This window comes from Paenarthrobacter sp. NPDC057355 (genome assembly GCF_042667405.1).
Lineage (GTDB): Bacteria > Actinomycetota > Actinomycetes > Actinomycetales > Micrococcaceae > Arthrobacter.
This window is the reverse complement of sequence record NZ_JBHVAL010000013.1, coordinates 48,863-70,122: the sequence shown is the minus strand read 5'-3', so window position 1 is coordinate 70,122 and position 21,260 is coordinate 48,863. Positions and strand designations below refer to the sequence as shown.

General features: G+C 63.4%; 20 protein-coding genes. 17 read left to right on the top strand and 3 right to left on the bottom strand.

Annotation, left to right across the window (positions count from 1 at the left end):
* Positions 1 to 4 precede the first annotated feature (4 nt).
* Both dapB and ACFUOZ_RS14635 read left to right on the top strand, forming a co-directional pair.
* Positions 5 to 763, top strand: a complete 759-nt coding sequence (gene dapB / locus ACFUOZ_RS14640; protein WP_377549371.1) for a 4-hydroxy-tetrahydrodipicolinate reductase — start codon at positions 5 to 7, stop codon at positions 761 to 763.
* A gap of 3 nt (positions 764 to 766) precedes the next feature.
* On the top strand, positions 767 to 1,255 hold the full coding sequence (locus ACFUOZ_RS14635; RefSeq protein ID WP_377549369.1) for a hypothetical protein: 489 nt from the start codon (positions 767 to 769) through the stop codon (positions 1,253 to 1,255).
* Here the strand turns inward: ACFUOZ_RS14635 and ACFUOZ_RS14630 are convergent.
* The gene (locus tag ACFUOZ_RS14630) at positions 1,231 to 2,466 is read right to left on the bottom strand and encodes a heparan-alpha-glucosaminide N-acetyltransferase domain-containing protein (protein WP_377549367.1); all 1,236 of its coding nucleotides are present in this window, start codon (positions 2,464 to 2,466) and stop codon (positions 1,231 to 1,233) included. The two genes, ACFUOZ_RS14635 and ACFUOZ_RS14630, sit on opposite strands and share 25 nt — an antisense overlap.
* Before the next feature lie 104 nt (positions 2,467 to 2,570).
* Here ACFUOZ_RS14630 and ACFUOZ_RS14625 point away from each other — a divergent pair, with 104 nt between their 5' ends.
* The 7 genes from ACFUOZ_RS14625 (at position 2,571) to ACFUOZ_RS14595 (ending at position 10,287) form a co-directional block, all read left to right on the top strand.
* The gene (locus ACFUOZ_RS14625) at positions 2,571 to 2,906 is read left to right on the top strand and encodes a hypothetical protein (RefSeq protein ID WP_377549365.1); all 336 of its coding nucleotides are present in this window, start codon (positions 2,571 to 2,573) and stop codon (positions 2,904 to 2,906) included.
* Positions 2,907 to 3,004: 98 nt separating this feature from the next.
* Positions 3,005 to 3,937: a 4-hydroxy-tetrahydrodipicolinate synthase gene (gene dapA, locus ACFUOZ_RS14620; RefSeq protein ID WP_377549363.1), complete on the top strand. Its 933-nt coding sequence runs from the start codon at positions 3,005 to 3,007 to the stop codon at positions 3,935 to 3,937.
* Between the two features lie 6 nt (positions 3,938 to 3,943).
* Entirely contained in the window at positions 3,944 to 5,635 is a 1,692-nt protein-coding gene (locus ACFUOZ_RS14615) for a ribonuclease J (protein ID WP_377549361.1), read from the top strand.
* A gap of 75 nt (positions 5,636 to 5,710) precedes the next feature.
* Complete coding sequence (locus ACFUOZ_RS14610; RefSeq protein WP_377549359.1) at positions 5,711 to 8,575, top strand: DNA translocase FtsK; 2,865 nt, start codon at positions 5,711 to 5,713, stop codon at positions 8,573 to 8,575.
* Positions 8,576 to 8,612: 37 nt separating this feature from the next.
* Complete coding sequence (gene pgsA, locus ACFUOZ_RS14605; RefSeq protein ID WP_377549357.1) at positions 8,613 to 9,215, top strand: CDP-diacylglycerol--glycerol-3-phosphate 3-phosphatidyltransferase; 603 nt, start codon at positions 8,613 to 8,615, stop codon at positions 9,213 to 9,215.
* Positions 9,215 to 9,715 (top strand): CinA family protein, encoded by a 501-nt coding sequence (locus tag ACFUOZ_RS14600; RefSeq protein WP_377549467.1) that lies wholly within the window; start codon positions 9,215 to 9,217, stop codon positions 9,713 to 9,715. The genes pgsA and ACFUOZ_RS14600 overlap by 1 nt, the downstream gene beginning before the upstream one ends.
* Positions 9,716 to 9,852: 137 nt before the next feature.
* Entirely contained in the window at positions 9,853 to 10,287 is a 435-nt protein-coding gene (locus tag ACFUOZ_RS14595; RefSeq protein WP_014921288.1) for a helix-turn-helix domain-containing protein, read from the top strand.
* Between the two features lie 105 nt (positions 10,288 to 10,392).
* Here ACFUOZ_RS14595 and ACFUOZ_RS14590 read toward each other — a convergent pair whose 3' ends face one another.
* Positions 10,393 to 10,941 (bottom strand): MarR family winged helix-turn-helix transcriptional regulator, encoded by a 549-nt coding sequence (locus ACFUOZ_RS14590; protein WP_377549355.1) that lies wholly within the window; start codon positions 10,939 to 10,941, stop codon positions 10,393 to 10,395.
* 68 nt (positions 10,942 to 11,009) lie between these two features.
* On the opposite strand from ACFUOZ_RS14590, the gene ACFUOZ_RS14585 reads away from it, so the two are divergent.
* The 6 genes from ACFUOZ_RS14585 (at position 11,010) to dapF (ending at position 16,532) form a co-directional block, all read left to right on the top strand.
* The gene (locus ACFUOZ_RS14585) at positions 11,010 to 11,207 is read left to right on the top strand and encodes a DUF3046 domain-containing protein (RefSeq protein ID WP_018779074.1); all 198 of its coding nucleotides are present in this window, start codon (positions 11,010 to 11,012) and stop codon (positions 11,205 to 11,207) included.
* 257 nt (positions 11,208 to 11,464) lie between these two features.
* A complete protein-coding gene (gene recA / locus ACFUOZ_RS14580; protein WP_018779075.1) occupies positions 11,465 to 12,505 on the top strand; it encodes a recombinase RecA in 1,041 nt (346 codons plus the stop codon).
* Complete coding sequence (locus ACFUOZ_RS14575) at positions 12,495 to 13,037, top strand: regulatory protein RecX (protein WP_377549353.1); 543 nt, start codon at positions 12,495 to 12,497, stop codon at positions 13,035 to 13,037. The genes recA and ACFUOZ_RS14575 overlap by 11 nt, the downstream gene beginning before the upstream one ends.
* Complete coding sequence (miaB, locus tag ACFUOZ_RS14570) at positions 13,037 to 14,566, top strand: tRNA (N6-isopentenyl adenosine(37)-C2)-methylthiotransferase MiaB (RefSeq protein WP_377549351.1); 1,530 nt, start codon at positions 13,037 to 13,039, stop codon at positions 14,564 to 14,566. The genes ACFUOZ_RS14575 and miaB overlap by 1 nt, the downstream gene beginning before the upstream one ends.
* 15 nt (positions 14,567 to 14,581) lie before the next feature.
* Positions 14,582 to 15,517 (top strand): tRNA (adenosine(37)-N6)-dimethylallyltransferase MiaA, encoded by a 936-nt coding sequence (gene miaA, locus ACFUOZ_RS14565; protein ID WP_377549349.1) that lies wholly within the window; start codon positions 14,582 to 14,584, stop codon positions 15,515 to 15,517.
* Between the two features lie 46 nt (positions 15,518 to 15,563).
* Positions 15,564 to 16,532 (top strand): diaminopimelate epimerase, encoded by a 969-nt coding sequence (gene dapF / locus ACFUOZ_RS14560; protein WP_377549347.1) that lies wholly within the window; start codon positions 15,564 to 15,566, stop codon positions 16,530 to 16,532.
* Here the strand turns inward: dapF and ACFUOZ_RS14555 are convergent.
* Positions 16,513 to 17,127: a class I SAM-dependent methyltransferase gene (locus ACFUOZ_RS14555; protein WP_377549345.1), complete on the bottom strand. Its 615-nt coding sequence runs from the start codon at positions 17,125 to 17,127 to the stop codon at positions 16,513 to 16,515. The two genes, dapF and ACFUOZ_RS14555, sit on opposite strands and share 20 nt — an antisense overlap.
* Positions 17,128 to 17,643: 516 nt before the next feature.
* On the opposite strand from ACFUOZ_RS14555, the gene hflX reads away from it, so the two are divergent.
* Both hflX and ACFUOZ_RS14545 read left to right on the top strand, forming a co-directional pair.
* Positions 17,644 to 19,206: a GTPase HflX gene (gene hflX, locus ACFUOZ_RS14550; protein ID WP_377549343.1), complete on the top strand. Its 1,563-nt coding sequence runs from the start codon at positions 17,644 to 17,646 to the stop codon at positions 19,204 to 19,206.
* Positions 19,199 to 21,259: an ATP-dependent DNA helicase gene (locus ACFUOZ_RS14545; RefSeq protein WP_377549341.1), complete on the top strand. Its 2,061-nt coding sequence runs from the start codon at positions 19,199 to 19,201 to the stop codon at positions 21,257 to 21,259. The genes hflX and ACFUOZ_RS14545 overlap by 8 nt, the downstream gene beginning before the upstream one ends.
* Position 21,260 lies beyond the last annotated feature (1 nt).

Sequence of the window (21,260 nt, the reverse complement as noted above, 5' to 3'; positions counted from 1 at the left end):
CGGCATGACCGAACAACTCGCTGTTGCAGTGCTGGGCGCCCACGGGCGCATGGGAATCGAAGCCGTGAAGGCCGTTGAAGCAGCCGGGGACATGACTTTGGTGGCAGCTCTCGGCCGTGGTGATTCCCTGGACAAGCTGCTCGACGCCGGCGCGCAGTATGTTGTTGACCTCACCGTTCCGGACATCACCGAAACCAACGTGCGGTTTGCCGTTGAGCATGGGATCCACGCTGTTGTGGGTACCACCGGCTGGAATGCACAGCGGCTTGAATCCTTGCGGACCCTCTTGGAGCAAGAGCCGGACACCGGAGTACTGATCGCTCCGAACTTCGCCCTCGGATCGGTGCTGGCCAGTGCTTTCGCCGCCAAAGCATCGCAGTATTTCGAGTCCGTGGAAATCATTGAGCTGCACCACCCCAACAAGGTGGATGCACCCTCCGGCACCGCCGTGCGTACAGCACAGCTGATCGCGGAGGCCCGCCAGGAGGCAGGCGTCCCGGCCAGTCCGGACGCCACCGAAACGTCCCTGGACGGCGCACGGGGTTGTGACGTGGACGGTGTCCGGGTCCACAGCGTCCGGCTCCGCGGGCTGGTGGCACACCAGGAAGTGCTCTTTGGCGGCCCCGGTGAGCAGTTGACCCTGCGCCACGACTCCTTTGACCGTGCGTCCTTCATGCCCGGTGTGCTCCTGGGGCTGCGTAAGGTCGCAGCACACCCCGGACTGACGGTCGGCCTGGACGGCTACTTGGACCTGGGGCTCTAGATCGTGGCGAATTTCCTGGCAGCCCTGAAGAAGAACCGCACCAAGATCTGGGTGGGGGCCATCACCCTGCTGTTGGTGTTGTACCTGGTGGTCTCGGTGCAGCGCTCGTTCCTGCTGCTCGGTGACCCCAACCTGGTGGCAAAGGGGATCGGAGCGGCGTACCTGGTGCTGCCGGTCATCGGTGCATGGGCTTTGATCCGCGAACTTCTCTTCGGTGCCCGCACGGAGCAGATGGCCAAGGTCCTGGAGGCCGAAGGCGGACTGCCTGAGGACACCTTGCCCCGGACACCAGGTGGCAGGATCGTGCGTGCGGCTGCCGATGCCGAGTTTGAGAAGTACCGCGCTGAAGCTGAAGCGGCCCCCAATGATTGGCGTTCGTGGTTCCGGCTCAGCTGCGCCTATGACGCCTCGGGCGACCGCAAACGTGCCAGGGCGTCCATGCGGGATGCCGTGAAGCTCTTCCGCTCTCAGCCCACCGCAGCGGGACGGTAACTGCCCAGCCTTGAGGCCTGGTGGGCCACCCATTCGAGCGGCCCGCGCCGCCGGAGCACGGCAAAGCAAACCCCGATGCTGATGGCGCACAGCGCTTGCGCCCAGTACATGCCCTCGTTGGTCCACCCAGCTGGCAGGGGTTGGTTGGTAAAGCTGGAAACCAGCCATACATGTGCCGAATACAGGCTCAGGGTCATGGCGCCGGGGCCACTGAGCACCAGCAGGAAATTGACCCGGGCACGGTCGGCCAGCCTACCCAGAAGCAGGAAGAAGCCCACAACAGCGGCAGCCACGCCACTGGTGTGCACCAAGTCCAGGGTGGTACCCGCGTGGGGTGACGCTGTGGCCAGCCACCACCACGAATCCACTTGCTGCAACCCGGTGAGATTGACCTGGAGCATGCTTTCCAGGGGGTAACCACTGGTTCCGGGCAACACGGACAGGGCCGCGCGGCCACCCCACGCTTCCATGGCCAGGGTCCCCAGCACTTTTGCGATACTCGCTGCGACAATTCCGTACGTCAGCAACATGAGCTGCACTTTCGCCGTCGTCAGGGCCAGCCGCCCGATCACCAGGCCGACCAGAAGGTAGGAGATCCACTGGCACACCGGGTAGTAGCCAGTGAAGAACACGTCGGCGAGCAGCCGGGCAGGCGTTCCCAAGTCCTCCCAGCCGGGATTGTGCCCCAACTGGAGGGGTGGGTCCGCGTCCAGCAGCATGGGGCGGATCAGATATGCGAGTACGGGTGATCCCACAATCCATCCCGCGGCCCAGAAAATCAGCGCCTTCAGCCGCAAGCCGAGGAACGGCAGGATACACAGGAACAACACCGCGTAGTGCACCAGGATCACCGCGACGTTGACTTCCAGGCCGCCCAGGGCCAGGCCGACGACGGCGATCACCGCCGCGCGCATGGCAACGCCGCCCCTGGCGGACCACAGCTCGACTCCCTTGCGGGGCTCCTGCTTTCCGGTGGAGAGGGCCAGGCCGATTCCAGCGAGTACAGCGAACAGCGCTGCCGAGCGGCCCGAGAAGACCAGGCCCACCATCGTGGGCTCCCACTGGGGCGCGGGGCCGAACGTCGGCATCAGGTGGGTGGCCATCATCCCAAGCAGGGCGGCTCCCCGGGCGGCGTCAACGCCGATCAGCCGGGATGTTGCTTTACCTTGACCCGGGGCTTTTCGCGGAGGCGCCGTCTCTTGCGAAGTCATGCAGCGATCGTCTCACAGCCGGCTTCACAGCCTTACCGGTGACTGGCTCGCCGCGGTCCCCACCCACTCTTGTTTTCGAATATATGTTCGAATAGCATTGCGGCATGAATGAAGTTCCTCTGCAACCGGGCGGTTCCGGCGGCCCGATGAAAGCGATGAGTCCCGGAGTCGTCGACTTCCTTTTCAGGCAACTTGTCACCGGTGAGCCTCCCGAAGACACGCAATGGCGCAGGGAAGGTACCGTTCTGGCTGAGCAAGCTCCCGGTGCGGAATTGGCCCGTCGGTTGTCGGAGACGGATGTGGAATCGCTGACGCCGCTGGAACTCTTCGAATACGTTCGCGCCTCCCAGCGTTTGGTTGCGTGGGCGGAGCAGCTCAAAGACCGTGCCGTAGGCCAGTACTGCACAGGCCAGCCGGCCAAGGCGCCGGGAGCCGCGTAACCTTCGTGGCGTGCAGCTTGGGCGTTGGGGGAGTGAATGAGGACCGTCACGCGGTCTTCATTCTTGTAACAAGGCCGTGACAGGGTAACGTTTTTCCTATGTCTGACGTTCGCACGCCCATTCCCGCCCTTGGTACCCTGCTGACCGCCATGGTCACCCCGTTCACCGAGGACGGCAAGGTGGACTACGACCAAGCCGCGGCACTTGCGGAAAAGCTTGTCCACGACGGCTGCGACGGACTTGTCGTTACCGGCACCACGGGCGAAACATCCACGCTGACGGACGATGAAAACCTGGGCATGTTCCGAGCGGTCAAGGAAGCGGTGGGTGGCAAGGCCGCCATCATCGCCGGTACCGGCACCAACGACACCGCCCACTCGGTCCACCTTTCACAGCGCGCTGCGGAGTTGGGCGTCGATGGTCTCCTGATCGTCACCCCTTACTACAACAAGCCGAGCCAGGCCGGTGTGCGCGCGCACTTCGAAACCATCGCGTCGTCGACGGACCTTCCCGTCATGCTCTATGACATCCCGGGGCGTTCCTCCATCGCTATTGCGCCGGAGACCATGATCGAATTGGCCAAGCACCAGAACATCGTGGCCGTCAAGGACGCGAAGGCTGATTTCGCCGCCGCCACTCGGGTCATGGCCGAGACCGACCTCCTTTTCTACTCCGGTGATGACGGACTGACCCTGCAGTGGATGGCGCTTGGCGCCGTCGGCCTGGTTGGCGTCACCACCCACGTGGCCACGCGTCGCTTCCGTGAGCTGATCGACGCCGTCAACAACAACGACCTCGCCACGGCGCGGTCCATCAACTTTGAATTGGAGCCCGTGGTCCGTGGAACCATGACCCGGGTCCAGGGCGCAGTAGCCGCCAAGCAGATTCTCAAGTGGCAGGGAGTCCTGCCCAACTCGGTTGTCCGTTTGCCCCTCGTGGAGCCGGACGCGGCCGAGATCGCAATCATCCGCGGGGACTTGGCGGAAGCCGGAATGGACTTCAACGTCCAGGATGGTTCCGCCGGAAAGTAGCACAATATGACCCAAACCGCCCTTCCCGGACTGGTTACGCCGCCGAAACTGCCCAAAGGCACGCTGCGGATCGTTCCGCTCGGTGGACTGGGAGAGATCGGCCGCAACATGGCGGTCTTCGAAATCAACGGCAAGTTGCTCATTGTGGACTGCGGGGTACTGTTCCCGGAGGAAACGCAGCCTGGCGTTGATCTGATCCTGCCCGATTTCTCGTACATCGAGAACCGGCTCGACGACGTCGTTGGGGTGGTCCTCACCCATGGCCACGAGGACCACATCGGCGCGGTTCCCTACCTGCTGCGCCTCAAGGCCGACATTCCGCTGATCGGTTCGCAGCTCACCCTTGCCCTGGTGGAAGCGAAGCTCCAGGAGCACCGCATCAAGCCCTATACGCTCACCGTCACCGAGGGGCAGGTGGAGCAGTTCGGTCCGTTCGAGTGCGAGTTTGTTGCGGTCAACCACTCCATCCCGGATGCGCTGGCAGTGTTCATCCGCACTGAGGGCGGTACTGTCCTGCACACCGGCGACTTCAAGATGGACCAGTTGCCGTTGGACGGCCGCATTACGGACCTCCGCCACTTCGCCCGCCTGGGTGAAGAAGGGGTGGACCTCTTCATGGCCGACTCCACCAACGCCGATGTCCCCGGGTTCACCACCGCAGAGAAGGAAATCGGCCCCACCCTGGACCGATTGTTCGGGCAGGCGAAGAAGCGCATCATCGTGGCTTCCTTCTCTTCCCACGTACACCGTGTCCAGCAGGTACTCGACGCTGCGGCGAAGCACGGCCGACAGGTGGCCTTCGTCGGCCGCTCCATGGTCCGGAACATGGCCATTGCGGCCAAGCTGGGATACCTCGAGGTCCCTGACAACATCCTGGTGGACATCAAGAACATCGACAACATCCCCGACGATCGCGTGGTCCTCATGTCTACGGGGTCCCAGGGTGAGCCGATGGCGGCCCTTTCCCGCATGGCCAACGGCGACCACCGGGTCATTGTTGGCAAGGGTGACACCGTCATTCTGGCGTCCAGCCTGATCCCGGGCAACGAGAATGCCGTGTTCCGCATCATCAACGGCCTGCTCAAACTCGGCGCCGACGTCATCCACAAGGGCACCGCCAAAGTGCACGTTTCCGGGCACGCTGCAGCCGGCGAATTGCTCTATTGCTACAACATCCTTGAGCCGCTTAACGCCATGCCTGTACACGGTGAAACGAGGCACCTGATCGCCAACGGCAACATCGCCCTGGAGTCAGGTGTGCCCTCCGATGGCATCATTCTCAGCGACAACGGCACGGTGATCGACCTCAAGGACCACGTGGCCAACATTGTGGGCCAGGTGGAAGTCGGGTTCGTTTACGTCGATGGTTCCAGTGTTGGCGAAATTACCGACGCCGATCTGAAGGACCGCCGGGTACTGGGAGACGAAGGCTTCATTTCCGTCATTACGGTCATCAACCGGGCCACCGGAAAAATCGTGTCCGGCCCCGAGATCCATGCCCGTGGCGTGGCTGAAGACGACTCCGTTTTCGACGAGATCGTCCCCAAGATCAACGCTGCCCTAGAAGAGGCCGTGCTCAACCATGCAGACCACACCAACCACCAGCTTCAGCAAGTGGTGCGCAGGGTCATTGGTACCTGGGTGAACCGCAAGCTCCGCCGCCGTCCGATGATCATTCCGGTGGTCCTCGAGGCGTAGGCTGCCGGCAACATGAATACCCAAGGGGGTCTGAAATCCGCGGATTTCAGACCCCCTTGGGGTAGCGTGGCACGTATGGCGACCCGTACTACCTCCACGCCACGAGGCAGCTCAAGCAGTAAATCCGGCGGCAACGGCCGGGGCGGAGCCGCATCCAAATCCAGCGCCGCGGCGAGCAAAAGCGGCAGGGGCAGCACTGCCCGCACCAAGCAAGCGGCCGCCGTCGAGCCCCAGGCTCCGCTGCCGCTTCGGGTGCTGTCCGGCGCCTGGCAGGGGATAGGGCATATGGTGGGCGCCGGTGTCCGGCGGATCGGCCACGACGTCAGTGACCTCGACCCCGCGGACCGCCGGGACGGCGCGGCCCTGTTCAATTTGGTGCTGGGCATCGCCATCGCCACCTTCGCTTGGTGGGGCCTCACCGGCTGGCTTCCCGACATCGTCTACAGCGTGGTCAACGGGACCTTTGGCTGGATGTCCCTGATCCTTCCCTTCATGCTTTTCGTTTGTGCTTTCCGTTTGTTCCGGAAGCCGCAGGACGGTCGTGGGAACAATCGTGTGGGCATCGGCTTCATGATCATGACCCTGGCCGGTTCCGGACTGGCCCAGATCATCGGCGGGCAACCGACCGTCGCCGACGGTTTTGACGGACTGCGCCGGGCGGGCGGCATGCTGGGCTTCCTTGCCGCAGCGCCGCTTGCCGCCATCCACGTGGCTGTTCCGGTCATCATCTACAGCCTCCTGGCCTTTGTTTCCTTGCTGATTGTCACTGCGACCCCGTTCGGTGCGATTCCTGCCCGGATCCGGGGCGCCTACGAACACCTCATGGGCGTCGACCTCATGGAGGAAGCCGGCCAGGACCAGCACGACCGCAGCTACCTTTACGGCAACGACTCCTCGTCCACGCCGAAAAAGAAGAAGCGCATGCGCCTCTTCGGCAAGGACGAAGAACCCGACGCCGGCCTGGAAGGCTACGTCGGCGACGAGGCGTTCGAGCACGCCATAGTGGACGACGACGAAACGGCGGCTGCGTCCGCACCGCGCGTTCCACCCGGCGTGCGGCGCCCGACGCAAGCCGAAATCGCGGTGGAGAAGATCAAGGCCGCCCAAGGCCTGGCCGGAGCGAACCCCGGCATCGAGAATCCCACCGAGGCCATACCCGTCCTGACGCCGGAGATGACCGCCCCTGTGGCGGCCCAGGTCCCGGCACGCCCAGCGACCCCGCCGCCGCCGCCCACGCCGATTCCCCAGCGCACCGAGCAATTGTCGCTGGCCGGCGATGTCACCTACACCCTCCCGGCCTCGGACTACCTGACGCCGGGCTCCATTCCGAAGGAGCGCACGGAAGCCAATGACGCCGTCGTCGCCGCGCTGACCGACACCCTCACGCAGTTCAACGTCGACGCGCAAGTCACCGGCTTCAGCCGTGGTCCCACCGTGACCCGGTACGAGATCGAGCTTTCCCCCGGCACCAAGGTCGAACGCGTCACGGCGCTGTCCAAGAACATTTCCTATGCCGTGGCTTCCAGCGATGTCCGCATCCTTAGCCCCATCCCGGGCAAGTCCGCCATCGGTATCGAGATTCCGAACACAGACCGTGAGACTGTGTCCCTCGGCGACGTCCTCAGGAGCCAGAACGCGCGGCGCACGGACCACCCCATGGTCATGGGCGTGGGCAAGGACGTCGAGGGTGGCTACGTCGTGGCCAACCTTGCCAAGATGCCCCACCTCCTGGTCGCCGGTGCCACCGGTGCGGGTAAGTCGAGCTTCGTGAACTCCATGATCACTTCCATCCTTATGCGGGCCACGCCGGATGAAGTGCGGATGGTCATGGTGGATCCCAAGCGTGTGGAACTCACGGCCTACGAAGGCGTGCCACACCTCATCACGCCCATCATCACCAACCCCAAGAAAGCCGCAGAAGCATTGCAGTGGGTTGTCCGCGAGATGGACGCCCGCTACGACGACCTCGCCAATTACGGCTACAAACACATTGACGACTTCAACAAGGCCGTCCGCGCGGGCAAGGTAACGCCTCCGGTGGATTCGAAGAGGGTCATCAAGCCCTATCCGTATCTGCTGGTGATCGTGGACGAACTCGCCGACCTCATGATGGTGGCACCGCGCGACGTCGAAGACTCGATCGTCCGCATCACCCAGCTGGCCCGCGCTGCTGGTATCCACCTTGTACTGGCCACCCAGCGACCGTCCGTGGACGTTGTCACAGGTCTCATCAAGGCGAACGTGCCGTCGCGCATGGCTTTCGCCACGTCGTCGGTCACCGACTCCCGTGTTGTCCTGGACCAGCCGGGCGCCGAGAAGCTTATTGGCCAAGGTGACGCACTGTTCCTGCCGATGGGTGCCTCGAAGGCCATGCGTGTCCAAGGCGCGTGGGTTTCGGAATCGGAAATCCATAAGGTCGTGGAGCACGTCAAGGGGCAGCTGCAGGCTGTCTACCGTGACGATGTCGCGGCCGAAGCCCCCAAGAAGCAGATCGACGACGACATTGGAGACGACCTCGAAGTCCTCCTGCAGGCCACCGAGCTTGTGGTGACCACGCAGTTCGGCTCGACCTCAATGCTGCAACGCAAGCTGCGTGTTGGCTTCGCGAAGGCCGGCCGCCTCATGGACCTGTTGGAGTCCCGCGGCGTGGTGGGTCCGTCAGAGGGCTCCAAAGCCCGTGACGTCCTGGTCAAGCCGGATGACCTTGCCGCCGTCCTCGCTGCGATGAAGGGCCAGGAGTCACCCGCTGCTCCTGACGCCCATACGGCGGCATTGAGCGATAACGCGAACTCGAACATCGCCGTCGGCGGCTTTGCGGAGGACCTGGTGCAGGCCGACCTGGACAACCGGACGCAAGCCATTGACTACTACGACGGTGCGGACTCTTCCGGTGACGACGACGAGGGCGGCGAGGACGCCTGGTCGCTCACCGGGCGGTAGCCCCAAGAGCGTCACGCCGAGACGGTAGCCTAGAGGGGTGACTACAGCCGAGGGCGACAACGCTACTTCCAGCAGTTCCGACGTCTGGAACCTGCCCAACATCCTGACGATGCTGCGCATCGTCCTGGTGCCCTTTTTCGTATGGTTCCTGTTGGCCGACAACGGCGAGTACGGGATCTGGCGGTGGGCTGCGGTGGTGGCCTTTGCGGTTGCGATCTACACGGACAAGCTCGACGGCGACATCGCCCGGGCGCGCGGCCTCATCACGAACTTCGGCAAGATCGCCGACCCTATAGCGGACAAGCTGCTCATCGGCTCAGCGCTGGTGCTGCTGTCCATCCTGGGGGAGCTGCCATGGTGGGCCACCATCCTCATCCTGGTTCGCGAATGGGGCATCACGGCGCTGCGTTTCGTGGTGATCCGCTACGGCGTCATGCCTGCCTCGCGCGGCGGCAAACTCAAGACCGTGGTTCAAACCGTCGCAATCTTCCTCTACGTGCTTCCCCTCAAGGCCATTGCTCCCTGGCTGGGTGACATTGCGTTTTTGGTCATGATGGTGGCCCTGGCCATCACGCTGTGGACCGGCGTCGAATATGTCATCCAGGCCATGAGGCTTCGTGCTGCCGGGCGTCGTCGGTGATGGCCGGTGACGCCGCCTCCGGCATTGCGACGACGGCCGTAGGGATCGCTGTCAGCAACGGAATGACTGTTGCCACGGCCGAGTCGTTGACTGCCGGGCTTGTTGCAGCAACGCTCGCCAACACTCCTGGCGCCTCCGGCATGTTGCAGGGCGGCGTCATCGCCTACCAAAACTCCGTCAAGGCTGGAGTTTTGGGCGTTCCCGAAAAGCTTCTCGCGGAGGTCGGTTCAGTTGACGGTGGCGTCGCCGAGGCGATGGCCGACGGCGCCCGCCGCGCTTGCGCTGCCGACATCGGAATATCTACCACTGGCGTCGCCGGACCCGACCCGCACGACGGCAAGGCTGTAGGCACCGTGTTCGTGGGTGTCGCTTCGCCGTTGGGTGCGGCGTCGTTCGAGTACAGCTTTGCCGGCGACCGGCAGTCCATCCGCGAACAGGCCTGCGAGGCTGCCTTGGCGCGTCTGCTTGCTGCGCTGGCTGACGTTGGTTACCGTTCGTAAAGTAGTCGGGAACAAAAACTCATTGCCAATAGTTGTGTCATTGTGTCGCTTCGGAAGAGCCGAGGCGCCTAGGATGTAAAAACATACCCGGTCCGCCACCCAGCGAACCGGACCAACGAGGGAGCATGGCGATACAGATGGTAAAGCAGCCCGTATCCGTAAACGGCGTTGTCCGCTGGAAGGATGTGGGCTTGGCTGATCAGGCACAGAGCGAACAGAAGGAGCGCAAAATGGTTGTACTACGCCACGAGATCGGTGATGTACTGCGCGATGTCCGCCAGCGTCAAGGCCGTACTCTTCGCGAGGTTTCGCACAGCGCCCGCGTCTCACTTGGTTACTTGAGTGAAGTGGAACGTGGCCAGAAGGAGGCTTCCTCCGAGCTCCTGTCTTCTATCTGCACAGCCTTGGACGTTCCGTTGTCCCACATGCTTCGCGAAGTCAGCGACCGCGTGGCCGTCGCAGAAGGTGTTGCCGTTCCGGACACCGTCCCGCAGGAATTCTCGCAGCGCTACGGCCGCGATCTGGACCTCACGGACGACTTCCCCCAGGGAATGCTCTCCGGAGCCCGGTAGAACGCCCTTTTCAGGCAACGAAGAAGGTCCCCAGCCTCAGGCTGGGGACCTTTTTTCTTGGCGCAGATTTTCCGGGCGCCGACCACTTGGGTGGCTGATCGCTGGTCAGTCTCTGGCTGTTGTGTCCGCGTTGTCGACTCCGGCTTCCTTGGGGCCAAGGTCCTTTAGGGCACCGTCACCGTAGATGGCGTTGAGGCGTCCCATGTAGTCGGCCAATGTTTGAACATCTTCCAAGGGCCACTCGCCGAGCCGCTCCCGAAAGACCTGGCGGCGTGCATCCTGGACAAGGTGCATCTTTTCCTCGCCCTTGTCCGTCAGGCGGATGGCCTGCGCGCGGCCATCCTGGGGATCCGCCTCTTTGTAGACCAGACCGATGCTCTCCAGGAAGGCTATCTGGCGGCTTACGGAGGGCTTGCCCACGCCGATGCAGGTGGCCAGATCCGTCAGCCGGATCGGACCTTCCCTGCGGATGACTGTCAGCAGGCCGTAGGCAGCCGGCTCCATGTCCGGATGAACCTGGCGGGACAACTGATGGGAGATCGAACGGGCGCGGCGCCAGAGCAGGCTCAGCTGGTGTTCCACCTGCTGGAGGGCGTCGTCGACGTCGTCGCCTGGCACGGCAGAACCTGGCGTGCTCTGGAGAGGATTGCTCATGGCAACCATTCTAGAGTCGATAGCCATGAGAGACTCTATCCGTGAGGGCAAGTGACTTTTGGCGATTGATGGACGACGAATTCGGGGCAGGCTACTCCCGCGTCCTGGCCAACTCGCTGGTACTGGCAGGCGTCGGCGGCCGCACGGCCGTGGAGGCTTTGGCGGCCGGATACCACCCCCGCGAGGTATGGCTGGCCGTGTGCGAGGTGCAGGACGTGCCTCCCGAACGCAGGTTGGGAAGGGACATCAAGCCTGCTTCGAACTGAACTGGCAAGCCACATTGGCGTTGCCGGGAGCGAGGGACACGCCGCGGCGTTGTTCGAATATCTGTTCGGATAGGGATATGCTCCTGTGAGAGGAAAATTGATTCCGTAGGACGCATTCCCCAGCTTCCGGCAGCCAGGTTATCCACATAGCCGTAGCCGGCAACTAAAAATGTCAGGCCGTCGTAATAGCGTCTGAGATGACAGGAAAGCGGCCTATCGGGCCACTCCACAGCGAGAAAGCATCAGAGGTGTGAACCATGGCGGCAACCCCGGATCGTGAGAAGGCGCTCGAAGCAGCGCTTGCCCAGATCGACAAGCAGTTCGGCAAAGGCTCCATCATGCGCCTGGGTGATGACACCCGTGCGCCCATCGAAGTCATTCCCACCGGTTCCATTGCGCTGGACGTGGCCCTTGGCATTGGCGGCCTGCCCCGTGGCCGCGTCGTGGAAATCTACGGCCCGGAATCCTCGGGTAAGACCACCGTTGCGCTGCACGCCGTTGCCAACGCACAGCGCGCCGGCGGCATTGCGGCGTTCATTGACGCCGAGCACGCGCTTGACCCGGACTACGCAGCCAAGCTGGGTGTAGACACCGACGCGCTCCTCGTCTCCCAGCCGGATACGGGTGAGCAGGCCCTGGAAATCATGGACATGCTGGTGGGTTCCGGTTCGCTGGACATCATCGTCATCGACTCCGTGGCCGCCCTTGTTCCCCGGGCCGAAATCGAAGGCGAGATGGGCGACTCCCACGTTGGCCTTCAGGCCCGCCTCATGAGCCAGGCATTGCGTAAGATCACCGGTCGATTGAGCCAGACCAAGACCACCGCGATCTTCATCAACCAGCTGCGCGAGAAGATCGGCGTCTTCTTTGGATCGCCGGAGACCACCACCGGTGGTAAGGCCTTGAAGTTCTACGCATCAGTCCGCATCGACGTCCGCCGCATCCAGACCCTGAAAGAGGGCGCGGATTCCGTTGGTAACCGCACCAAGGCCAAGATCGTCAAAAACAAGATGGCTCCGCCCTTCAAGATCGCTGAATTCGACATCATCTACGGTCAGGGCATCTCCCGCGAGGGCGGCATCATCGACATGGGCGTTGAGCACGGCATCATCAAGAAATCGGGTTCATGGTTCACCTATGACGGCGATCAGCTTGGCCAAGGCATGGAAAACTCGCGGCGATTCCTGCGGGACAACCCCGAGCTTGCCCAGGAGCTGGAGCGCCTGATCAAGGAGAAGCTCGGCGTCGGCGTCAAGCCGGAGGAAGACTCCCCGAAGCTGAAGGCCGTTGACGGCTAGAACCGGGCCGGACCCGGAATCTGCAATAGCTGCAGATTCCGAGCCCGACCCCGAATCCGTGGCACGCGCCATCGTCCTTCGACAGTTGACGACGGCGCCACGGAGCCGGCTGCAGCTCTCCCGCAAACTGGCCGAGCGCAACGTTCCGGAAGAAGTCGCAGAGGCAGTGCTGGACCGCTTCGAAGAAGTTCAGCTCATTGATGACGCTGAGTTCGCCAGAATGTGGGTTCGAAGCCGTTCGCAGAGCAAGAAGCTTGCCAAGAGTGCGCTTCGGCGCGAACTGTCGGACAAGGGCATCGACCTCGAGTCGGCAGAAGATGCGCTCTCGCAGCTTAGTGACCAGGATGAAGAATCGGCAGCCCGCGACCTCGTGGAACGCAAGCTTCGCCCGGGCATGAACCTCTCGGATCGGGCTGAGCGGGACAAGCACACCCGCAGGCTGGCTTCGATGTTGGCGCGCAAAGGCTACGCCCCCTCTTTGGCGTTCAGGATCGTCGGTGAGGTGCTTGCAGAAGCCGGTACCCTTGAGTAGTGAGTTTGACCATTCCTTCCCCAACAGCAGCCACCAGTCCTTCTGCTGAGCCCAGGACCTACCAGGTCCGGACCTTCGGCTGCCAGATGAATGTCCATGATTCGGAGCGCATGGCGGGCCTGCTTGAGGACGCCGGCTACGTGCCTGCCGACGGCGACCTCGCCGACGTTGTGGTCTTCAACACCTGCGCCGTCCGCGAGAATGCGGACAACAAGCTCTACGGGAACCTGGGCCAACTGCGGCAGGTCAAGGAAGCCAACCCCGGTATGCAGATCGCCGTTGGGGGATGCCTGGCCCAGAAGGACCGCGAAACCATCGTCCGGAAGGCGCCATGGGTTGACGCTGTTTTTGGCACCCACAACGTTGGAGCGCTCCCGGCCCTCCTCAACCGCGCCCGGCACAACAATGAGGCCCAGCTCGAGATTCTGGAATCCCTGGACGTTTTTCCGTCCACGCTTCCTACCAAGCGCGAATCCGTGTATTCGGGGTGGGTTTCCATTTCCGTGGGATGCAACAACACGTGCACGTTCTGCATCGTGCCTTCCCTCCGCGGCAAGGAGAAGGACCGGCGTCCCGGCGAGATCCTTGCCGAGATCCAGGCCCTCGTTGACGACGGAGTAGTTGAAGTCACCCTTCTCGGACAGAACGTCAACTCGTACGGTGTCGAATTCGGCGACCGTCAGGCGTTCTCCAAACTGCTGCGTGCCTGTGGGGATATTGAAGGCCTTGAGCGGGTGCGTTTCACGAGTCCCCACCCCGCGGCGTTCACGGACGACGTCATTGAGGCCATGGCTGAGACCCCCAACGTTATGCCCCAGCTTCACATGCCCCTGCAGTCGGGATCTGACAAGGTACTCAAGGACATGCGCCGTTCGTACCGCTCCAGCCGGTTCCTGGGCATCCTGGACAAAGTGCGGGAGCGGATTCCGCACGCCGCCATTACAACAGACATCATCGTGGGCTTCCCGGGTGAGACCGAGGAAGACTTCCAGGCAACGTTGGACGTCGTAGAGAAATCCCGGTTCTCCTCGGCGTTCACGTTCCAGTACTCCAAGCGTCCGGGTACACCGGCAGCCGAACTGCCGGACCAGTTGCCCAAGGCGGTTGTCCAGGAGCGCTTTGAACGGCTCACGGCTTTGCAGGACCGCATCGCCGCCGAGGAGAATGCGGCACAGCTTGGACGCCAGGTCGAGGTGTTGGTGACAGCCCAGGCGGGCAGGAAAGCCGGGGAGACCCATCGTCTTTCCGGGCGATCGAAAGACCAGAGGCTCGTGCACTTTTCCGTGCCGAACGGTGCGGAGGCTCCGCGCCCCGGTGACTTTGTCACCGTGACCATCACGGAGGCTGCGGCGTTCCACTTGGTGGCCGACCCCGCAACAGCCAGTGATTATGTCCTGCGGCGTTCGCGTGCTGGAGATGCCTGGGACCGGTCCCAAGCCGACTCCTGCGGCGTCCCCACCCTCGGCGCTTCCAGCGGCAAGACCGGAGTGTCCTTGGGCATGCCGGCGCTGCCTGCCCGCCGCGCCTGACCGGGTCCGGAATCCATGTCGCATTCCCGGGACGCCCGGAACTCCAAGCACGCCCGGCCGGTCATCGCCGTCGTGGGGCCCACAGGTTCAGGCAAGTCGGATCTTGGCGTCAACCTAGCCCTGGCCCTCGATGGAGAAGTCATCAATGCCGATGCCCTGCAGTTCTACCGGGGCATGGACATTGGCACAGCCAAGATCAGCATGGAGGAGCGCAGGGGAGTTCCACATCATCTCCTGGACACCCTCGACGTGACTGAGGAGGCCAGCGTGGCTGACTTCCAGGCCGAATGCCGCGCAGCCATTGACGACGTACACTCCCGGGGAAAACGTGCCATCGTGGTGGGCGGGTCCGGCCTCTACGTGCGCGCTGCATTGGACATCCTTGAGTTTCCGGGCACGGATCCCGCTTTGAGGCAGAGCTTCGAGCAGGAGTACGAAGCAAAGGGACTTGCTCCACTGAGGGCCCGGCTGGAGGAAGTGGATCCGGTATCGGCCGCACGCCTTGGCGACGCGCGAAGGGTAATCCGCGCCCTCGAGGTTTTCGGACTCACGGGTCGCCCGTTCAGTTCCTTCATGCCCCAGCGCGAGTACTACCAGCCCGCCGTCCAGATCGGCTTGTCCGTGGACCGTGAAGAACTCAGGGAGCGCCTTGCCCACCGCGTGCACCGGATGGTGGAGGCAGGCCTCGCCGAAGAGGTGCAGCGCCTCGACGCCCAGGGTTTGCGACAGGGAAAAACGGCGTCGCGGGCTTTGGGCTATGCACAGTTCCTCCGGGTCCTGGACGGCGACATGGACGTGCCGGATGCAGTAGAGGAAACCATCGTCTCGACCAGGCAGTTTGCCCGCCGCCAGCTCACCTGGTTCCGCGCTGATCCGCGGATTTCCTGGCTGGACTGGAAGGACCCCGATATCGTCTCCAAGGCGGTGTCGCTGGTTCACACCCACGGCTAGCTTGGCAATTTCTGGCCGAACAGGCGTGGAAGGTAGCCTTGATTCCATGGATGCAAACGCCGCAGTTCCCACCCGCCAGCCCTCGGCTGCCGAGACAACCAATGCCACATCGAGCCTGGCCGGATTTGCGTTTTCCAAGGGGCATGGAACCGGCAACGACTTTGTCCTGATTGCAGATCCCGGGGACGCACACGAAATCACTGCCGAGCAGGTCGCTCAACTGTGCAACCGCCACACGGGCATCGGTGGCGATGGCCTGATCCGCGCCGTTCCTTCCCGGTTCCTCCCGGAAGGCCGGGCGTTGCTGGAGGTGGATCCCGCAGCAGAGTGGTTCATGGACTACCGCAACGGCGATGGCTCCCTGTCCGAGATGTGTGGCAATGGCGTGCGGGTCTTTGTCCACTTCCTCAGCGAACAGGGCCTGGTGGACCTTGGCCCGGGTGGGATCCTGACGATCGGCACCCGTGGAGGTGTCAAGAAGGTGGTTCGAACCGCCAACGGGTACGCCGTGGACATGGGTCCTTGGGAGTTCATCTTCCCTGACGAGGCAACGAGCAAGGCGATGGACGCCCTGGTCAGCGCCGACGGCCTCGAAGTGGCCAGGCCAGGCCTCTCGGTCAGCATGGGCAACCCGCACACGGTTGTGGCCTTGGCTGAACTCAGCGAGCTCTCGGCTACACAGCTGTTCAAAGCCCCCGTGGTCGATCCCAAACCGGTCAATGGCACGAATGTTGAATTCGTCGTCCCCGCCGAACCGCTGGTGGAGGACGGAGTGGGAACCATCACCATGCGCGTGCATGAGCGCGGCGTGGGGGAGACCCAGTCCTGCGGCACCGGAGCCTGTGCAGCGGCAGTGGCGATCCGTCACTGGGCGGGCAGCACGGCTCCCAACGATTGGCATGTAAAGGTGCCTGGCGGCGTCGTCGGTGTGAAATTCTTCCCCGGCGCAGGTGGCCGTGAACACGTAGAGCTCAGTGGCCCTGCCGTCATTGTGGCTAGCGGGACGCTTTCCTGACACGAAGGATCCGGAAGGACTTGGAGGTGCTTTCACGGGAAACCGTGAACGACTCGTCCAGTTCAGCTGCCAGCCAACGCTGCAGGGAGTCCGAACCCAGGTTCTTCTGAACCACCAGCCACGCGTTGCCGCCGGGAGCGAGGCGGGGCAGCCAGGTGAGCAGCAGGGAGTGCAGCTCGTCCTTGCCGATGCGGATCGGAGGATTGGACCAGATAGTGTCGAACTCGACGGCGGGGTCCACCTCATGCGGCAAGCTTGCCGTCACGTTGTCCAGGCCAAGGGCGGCGGCATTCTCGTTGGTAAGCACCACGCAGCGTTCATTGACATCCACGGCGTAGACACGGGCATTGGGTGCCTTCAGCCCGAGCGTCAGGGCAATAGGACCCCAACCGCAGCCGATGTCCAAAAGGTTGCCGCGGGGGGACGGTGGCGGGACATCCGACAGGAGGATCGCCGTACCCTTGTCGATACCGTCAGGACTGAAGATACCTGAGGAGGTCTGCAGGTGGCGGGTAGCACCGGCGAGCTCCACCGTGAGCGGCTTGCGGGTGAACGGTCCAGCCGGTTGGGCGGTGAAATAGTGTGCAGACTCCATAATTTGCCAGATTAGTTGGCTATCGGCGCCTTGGGAAACTGCCATTGACCGGGGGCCGGTTTGACAGGGCTGATAGTATTTAATCCATGTTCTTGATCTTTGAGTAATTCGCCGAATCCGCGCCTGGACTGCCAGGCGTTCGACGGCACCGCCCGCGATGCAGGCCCGGCTTGGCTCCAATGCCCGGCCCACGGCCTTTCCGCCAGGCAGGTCCCACCGGCAACAGTCCGCCACTACCACTTCGTGGTGCCGGACGCTCAGAAGATCACTCCCCGCCCTGCTTCCAGGATCACTTCGCCAGACGGCAGATCCTGTGGGGCAGTACCAGGACTTCCGACACGCCGAGGCCTTCCCGCGGATCCACCCGCCAGAACACCGACGCCAGAGCCCAGTGAGCCATCGGCGTCCAGCACACAGGAGACCATTTTGGCCCAAACCGGTCAGCCCAGCGCGAAGAGCGCCCCATCCAGCAACAAACAGCACTATTCTGGAATTGCCGAACAGTCTAAGGAGACCATGACCACCCAGAATCATTCCGGATCCGATTCCGACGCCCAGGACATGAGTCCTGAACAAATCCAGGCCGTCATCGACCGGATTCTTTCCAAGGATGTCCCCGCGCAGGCATCCGATGACAACGACGCCAATGGCGTGTTCGGCAAGGCACAGGCCATTTCGACCCTGGACCAAGAGCACAGCATTTTCGACGGCGACCAGGAAGACCTCGCCGAACGCCGCGCCCTGCGCCGTACCGCAGGATTGTCCACTGAACTCGAAGACGTCACCGAAGTTGAATACCGGCAGCTGCGCCTTGAGCGCGTCGTCCTGGCCGGCCTTTGGACAGAAGGCACGTTGGCCGACGCGGAGAACTCCCTGCGTGAACTGGCGGCCCTGGCAGAAACCGCAGGCTCGGAAGTCCTCGACGGTTTGGTTCAACGCCGCACGAAGCCTGACCCCGGAACGTTCCTCGGCTCCGGCAAGGCGCAGGAACTCAAGGACATCGTCGCCGCCACGGGTGCCGATACCGTCGTCGTCGACACCGAACTGGCCCCGTCACAGCGACGCGGGCTGGAGGACATTGTCAAGGTCAAGGTGGTCGACCGGACCACGCTCATCCTGGACATCTTCGCCCAGCACGCCAAGAGCCGTGAAGGCAAGGCACAAGTGGAGCTGGCCCAGCTGGAATACTTGCTTCCACGCCTGCGTGGTTGGGGTGAATCCATGTCCCGCCAGGCCGGTGGCCAGGTCGGTGGTGCCGGTGCCGGCATGGGCTCGCGTGGTCCCGGTGAAACGAAAATCGAACTGGACCGTCGTCGAATCCGTACACGCATGGCCAAACTGCGGCGTGAAATCGCCGCGATGAAGCCGGCCCGCGAGACCAAACGTGCCAACCGCCGTCGTAATGCTGTTCCGTCCGTCGCGATCGCCGGGTACACCAACGCCGGTAAGTCCTCGCTGTTGAACCGCCTGACCGACGCCGGTGTCCTGGTGGAGAACGCCCTGTTCGCCACGTTGGATCCGACCGTCCGCAAAGCGCAAACCCCCGACGGCATCGGCTACACCTTGGCCGACACCGTGGGCTTCGTGCGTTCCCTGCCCACCCAACTGGTAGAGGCCTTCCGGTCCACGCTGGAGGAAGTGGCTGACGCGGACCTCATCCTGCATGTCGTGGACGCTTCGCACCCGGACCCCGAGGGGCAGATCGCCGCAGTGCGCGCTGTCTTTTCCGAGGTGGATGCGCGCAAGGTTCCCGAAATCATCGTCCTGAACAAGGTTGATGTGGCAGACCCCTTCGTGGTCGAACGCCTCAAGCAGAAAGAACCCCGGCACGCCGTGGTTTCCACCCGTACGGGCGAGGGAATCGCTGAACTGCTGGAGGACATCAGCCAGTCCATTCCGCGCCCGGGTGTTCGGCTCGAGCTCCTGATTCCCTACGATCGCGGCGAGCTGATCAGCAAGCTGCACAGCTCCGATTCGGAGATCCTCAGCATTGACCACGAGGAACACGGCACACGGATCGTGGTCATGGTCCGTGAAGGACTGGCAGCCGAACTGGAGTCATTCGTCAGCAATGGTTGAGAAGGTGGCGGCGGACGCCGTCGAGTCGGTGGGGGAGAAGACCACCCTCGAACTGTTGGACCGGGCTGTGGCCGGCATGGGCGGGCAAAGCCGTGCCGGCCAGCACGAAATGGCCAAGCACGTAACCCGGGCCATCGAAAACGGGGAGCATCTGCTGGTCCAGGCGGGAACGGGAACAGGTAAGTCCTTGGCTTACCTGATTCCGCTGATCGCGCATTCCATGGACAGCGACAAACCGACGCTCGTGTCCACCGCCACCTTGGCTCTCCAGACCCAGATTGTCGGCAGGGACCTGCCGCGGTTGCTGGAGACCATCAACCCCGCACTCGAGCGGCCGGTCAACGTGGCGCTCGTGAAGGGCCGTGCCAACTACGTCTGCCTGCAGAAGCTGGAGGGCGGCTTTCCCAGTGAAGAGCCGTCGGAGGGCCAACTGTTCTCCCTGGGCGAGGACACCAGTGTTCCGCACTTCGCGGCATCCATGGGAGGACCGCAATCACAACTGGGCAAGGAAGTTGTCCGCCTTCGTGAATGGGCTGAAAAGACAGCCACAGGCGACCGCGATGAACTGATGCCCGGCGTCACGGACCGGGCCTGGCGACAGGTGTCCGTGACGTCCATGGAGTGCCTGGGGGCCCAGAAATGCCCTCTCGCGGAGGAGTGCTTCAGCGAGCTCGCCCGGGCCCGGGCCGCTGAGGCCGACGTCGTCGTCACCAACCACGCCATGCTGGCCGTCAGTGCCTTCGAGGGACTGGCCGTCCTGCCCGAATACGATGTCGTGGTGGTAGACGAAGCCCACGAACTGCAGGACCGCGTCACCGGCGCGGTTACCGGGCAGCTGTCCGTGGCCATGGTCCATGCCGCAGCATCGAGTGCACGCAAACACACGGCCATTACGGTCGATGCCCTGAACGCGGCCGCGGACCGCCTTGATATGGCTATCGCGGGAGTTCCCAACGGGCTGCTGCCCGGCGGGCTCAACGACGAACAGCTTGACTGCCTGGACCAGCTGCGCGACGCCACACGTGCCGCACTGTCCGACTCGAAGACCGATGCATCCAACGCGGCCGACGGCGGCCGCCAACTGGCGCGCTCCCGGCTCATGCTCATCCTTGAGCTGTGTGAGCGGATGCTTGCCGCCAAGGAGAACCGAGAAGTGGTGTGGTTCTCCCGAAACAGCACCTTTGATCCCCAGCAGGGCTACTCACAACCAGACGAGACTGCTCCGGCGCTCATCAACATCGCGCCCCTGAGCGTGGCGGGCCGGTTGCGCGAGGGTTTGTTTGCAGGACACACGGTGGTGCTGACATCGGCGACACTGGCCATCGGCTCCGCTTTTGAGCCCGCCGCGGGTGGGCTGGGACTGATCGGCGACGGCGCCCCGAGCTGGACGGGAATCGACGTCGGCTCGCCTTTCGATTACCCCAAACAGGGGGTGCTGTACGTGGCTAAGCACCTTCCCAAGCCAGGCCGGGGTACATCCCCTGAGGCCCTTGATGAACTGGAAGATTTGATCCGGGCATCGGGTGGGGGAGCCCTGTGCCTGTTCTCATCACGGCGGGCAGCCGAAGAAGCGGCCGACGCCATGCGCCTGCGCCTGGACGTGGACATTCTCTGCCAGGGTGAGTCCACTATGGCCGCCCTGGTCAAGCAATTCGCCGATGAGCCGGATACGTGCCTTTTCGGAACCATGTCCCTGTGGCAGGGCGTGGACGTGCCAGGCGGTTCATGCCGCCTGGTGGTCATTGACCGGATTCCGTTCCCGCGGCCCGATGACCCCCTCATGACTGCCCGCTCCCGTGCGGTGGCGCAGTCCGGCGGCAACGGATTCATGGCGGTTTCGGCCACCCACGCTGCCATCCGGCTGGCGCAGGGCGCGGGGCGCCTGATCCGTTCAACGGGGGACAAGGGGGTAGTGGCCGTCCTGGATTCACGGCTCTCGACAGAACGGTATGGAGGGTTCCTGCGGGCCGCTCTGCCTCCCTTCTGGGCCACGACGGACCGTTCGGTGGTACGTGGGGTCCTGGAGCGCCTGGAATCCGCCCGGAAGGCCTGAG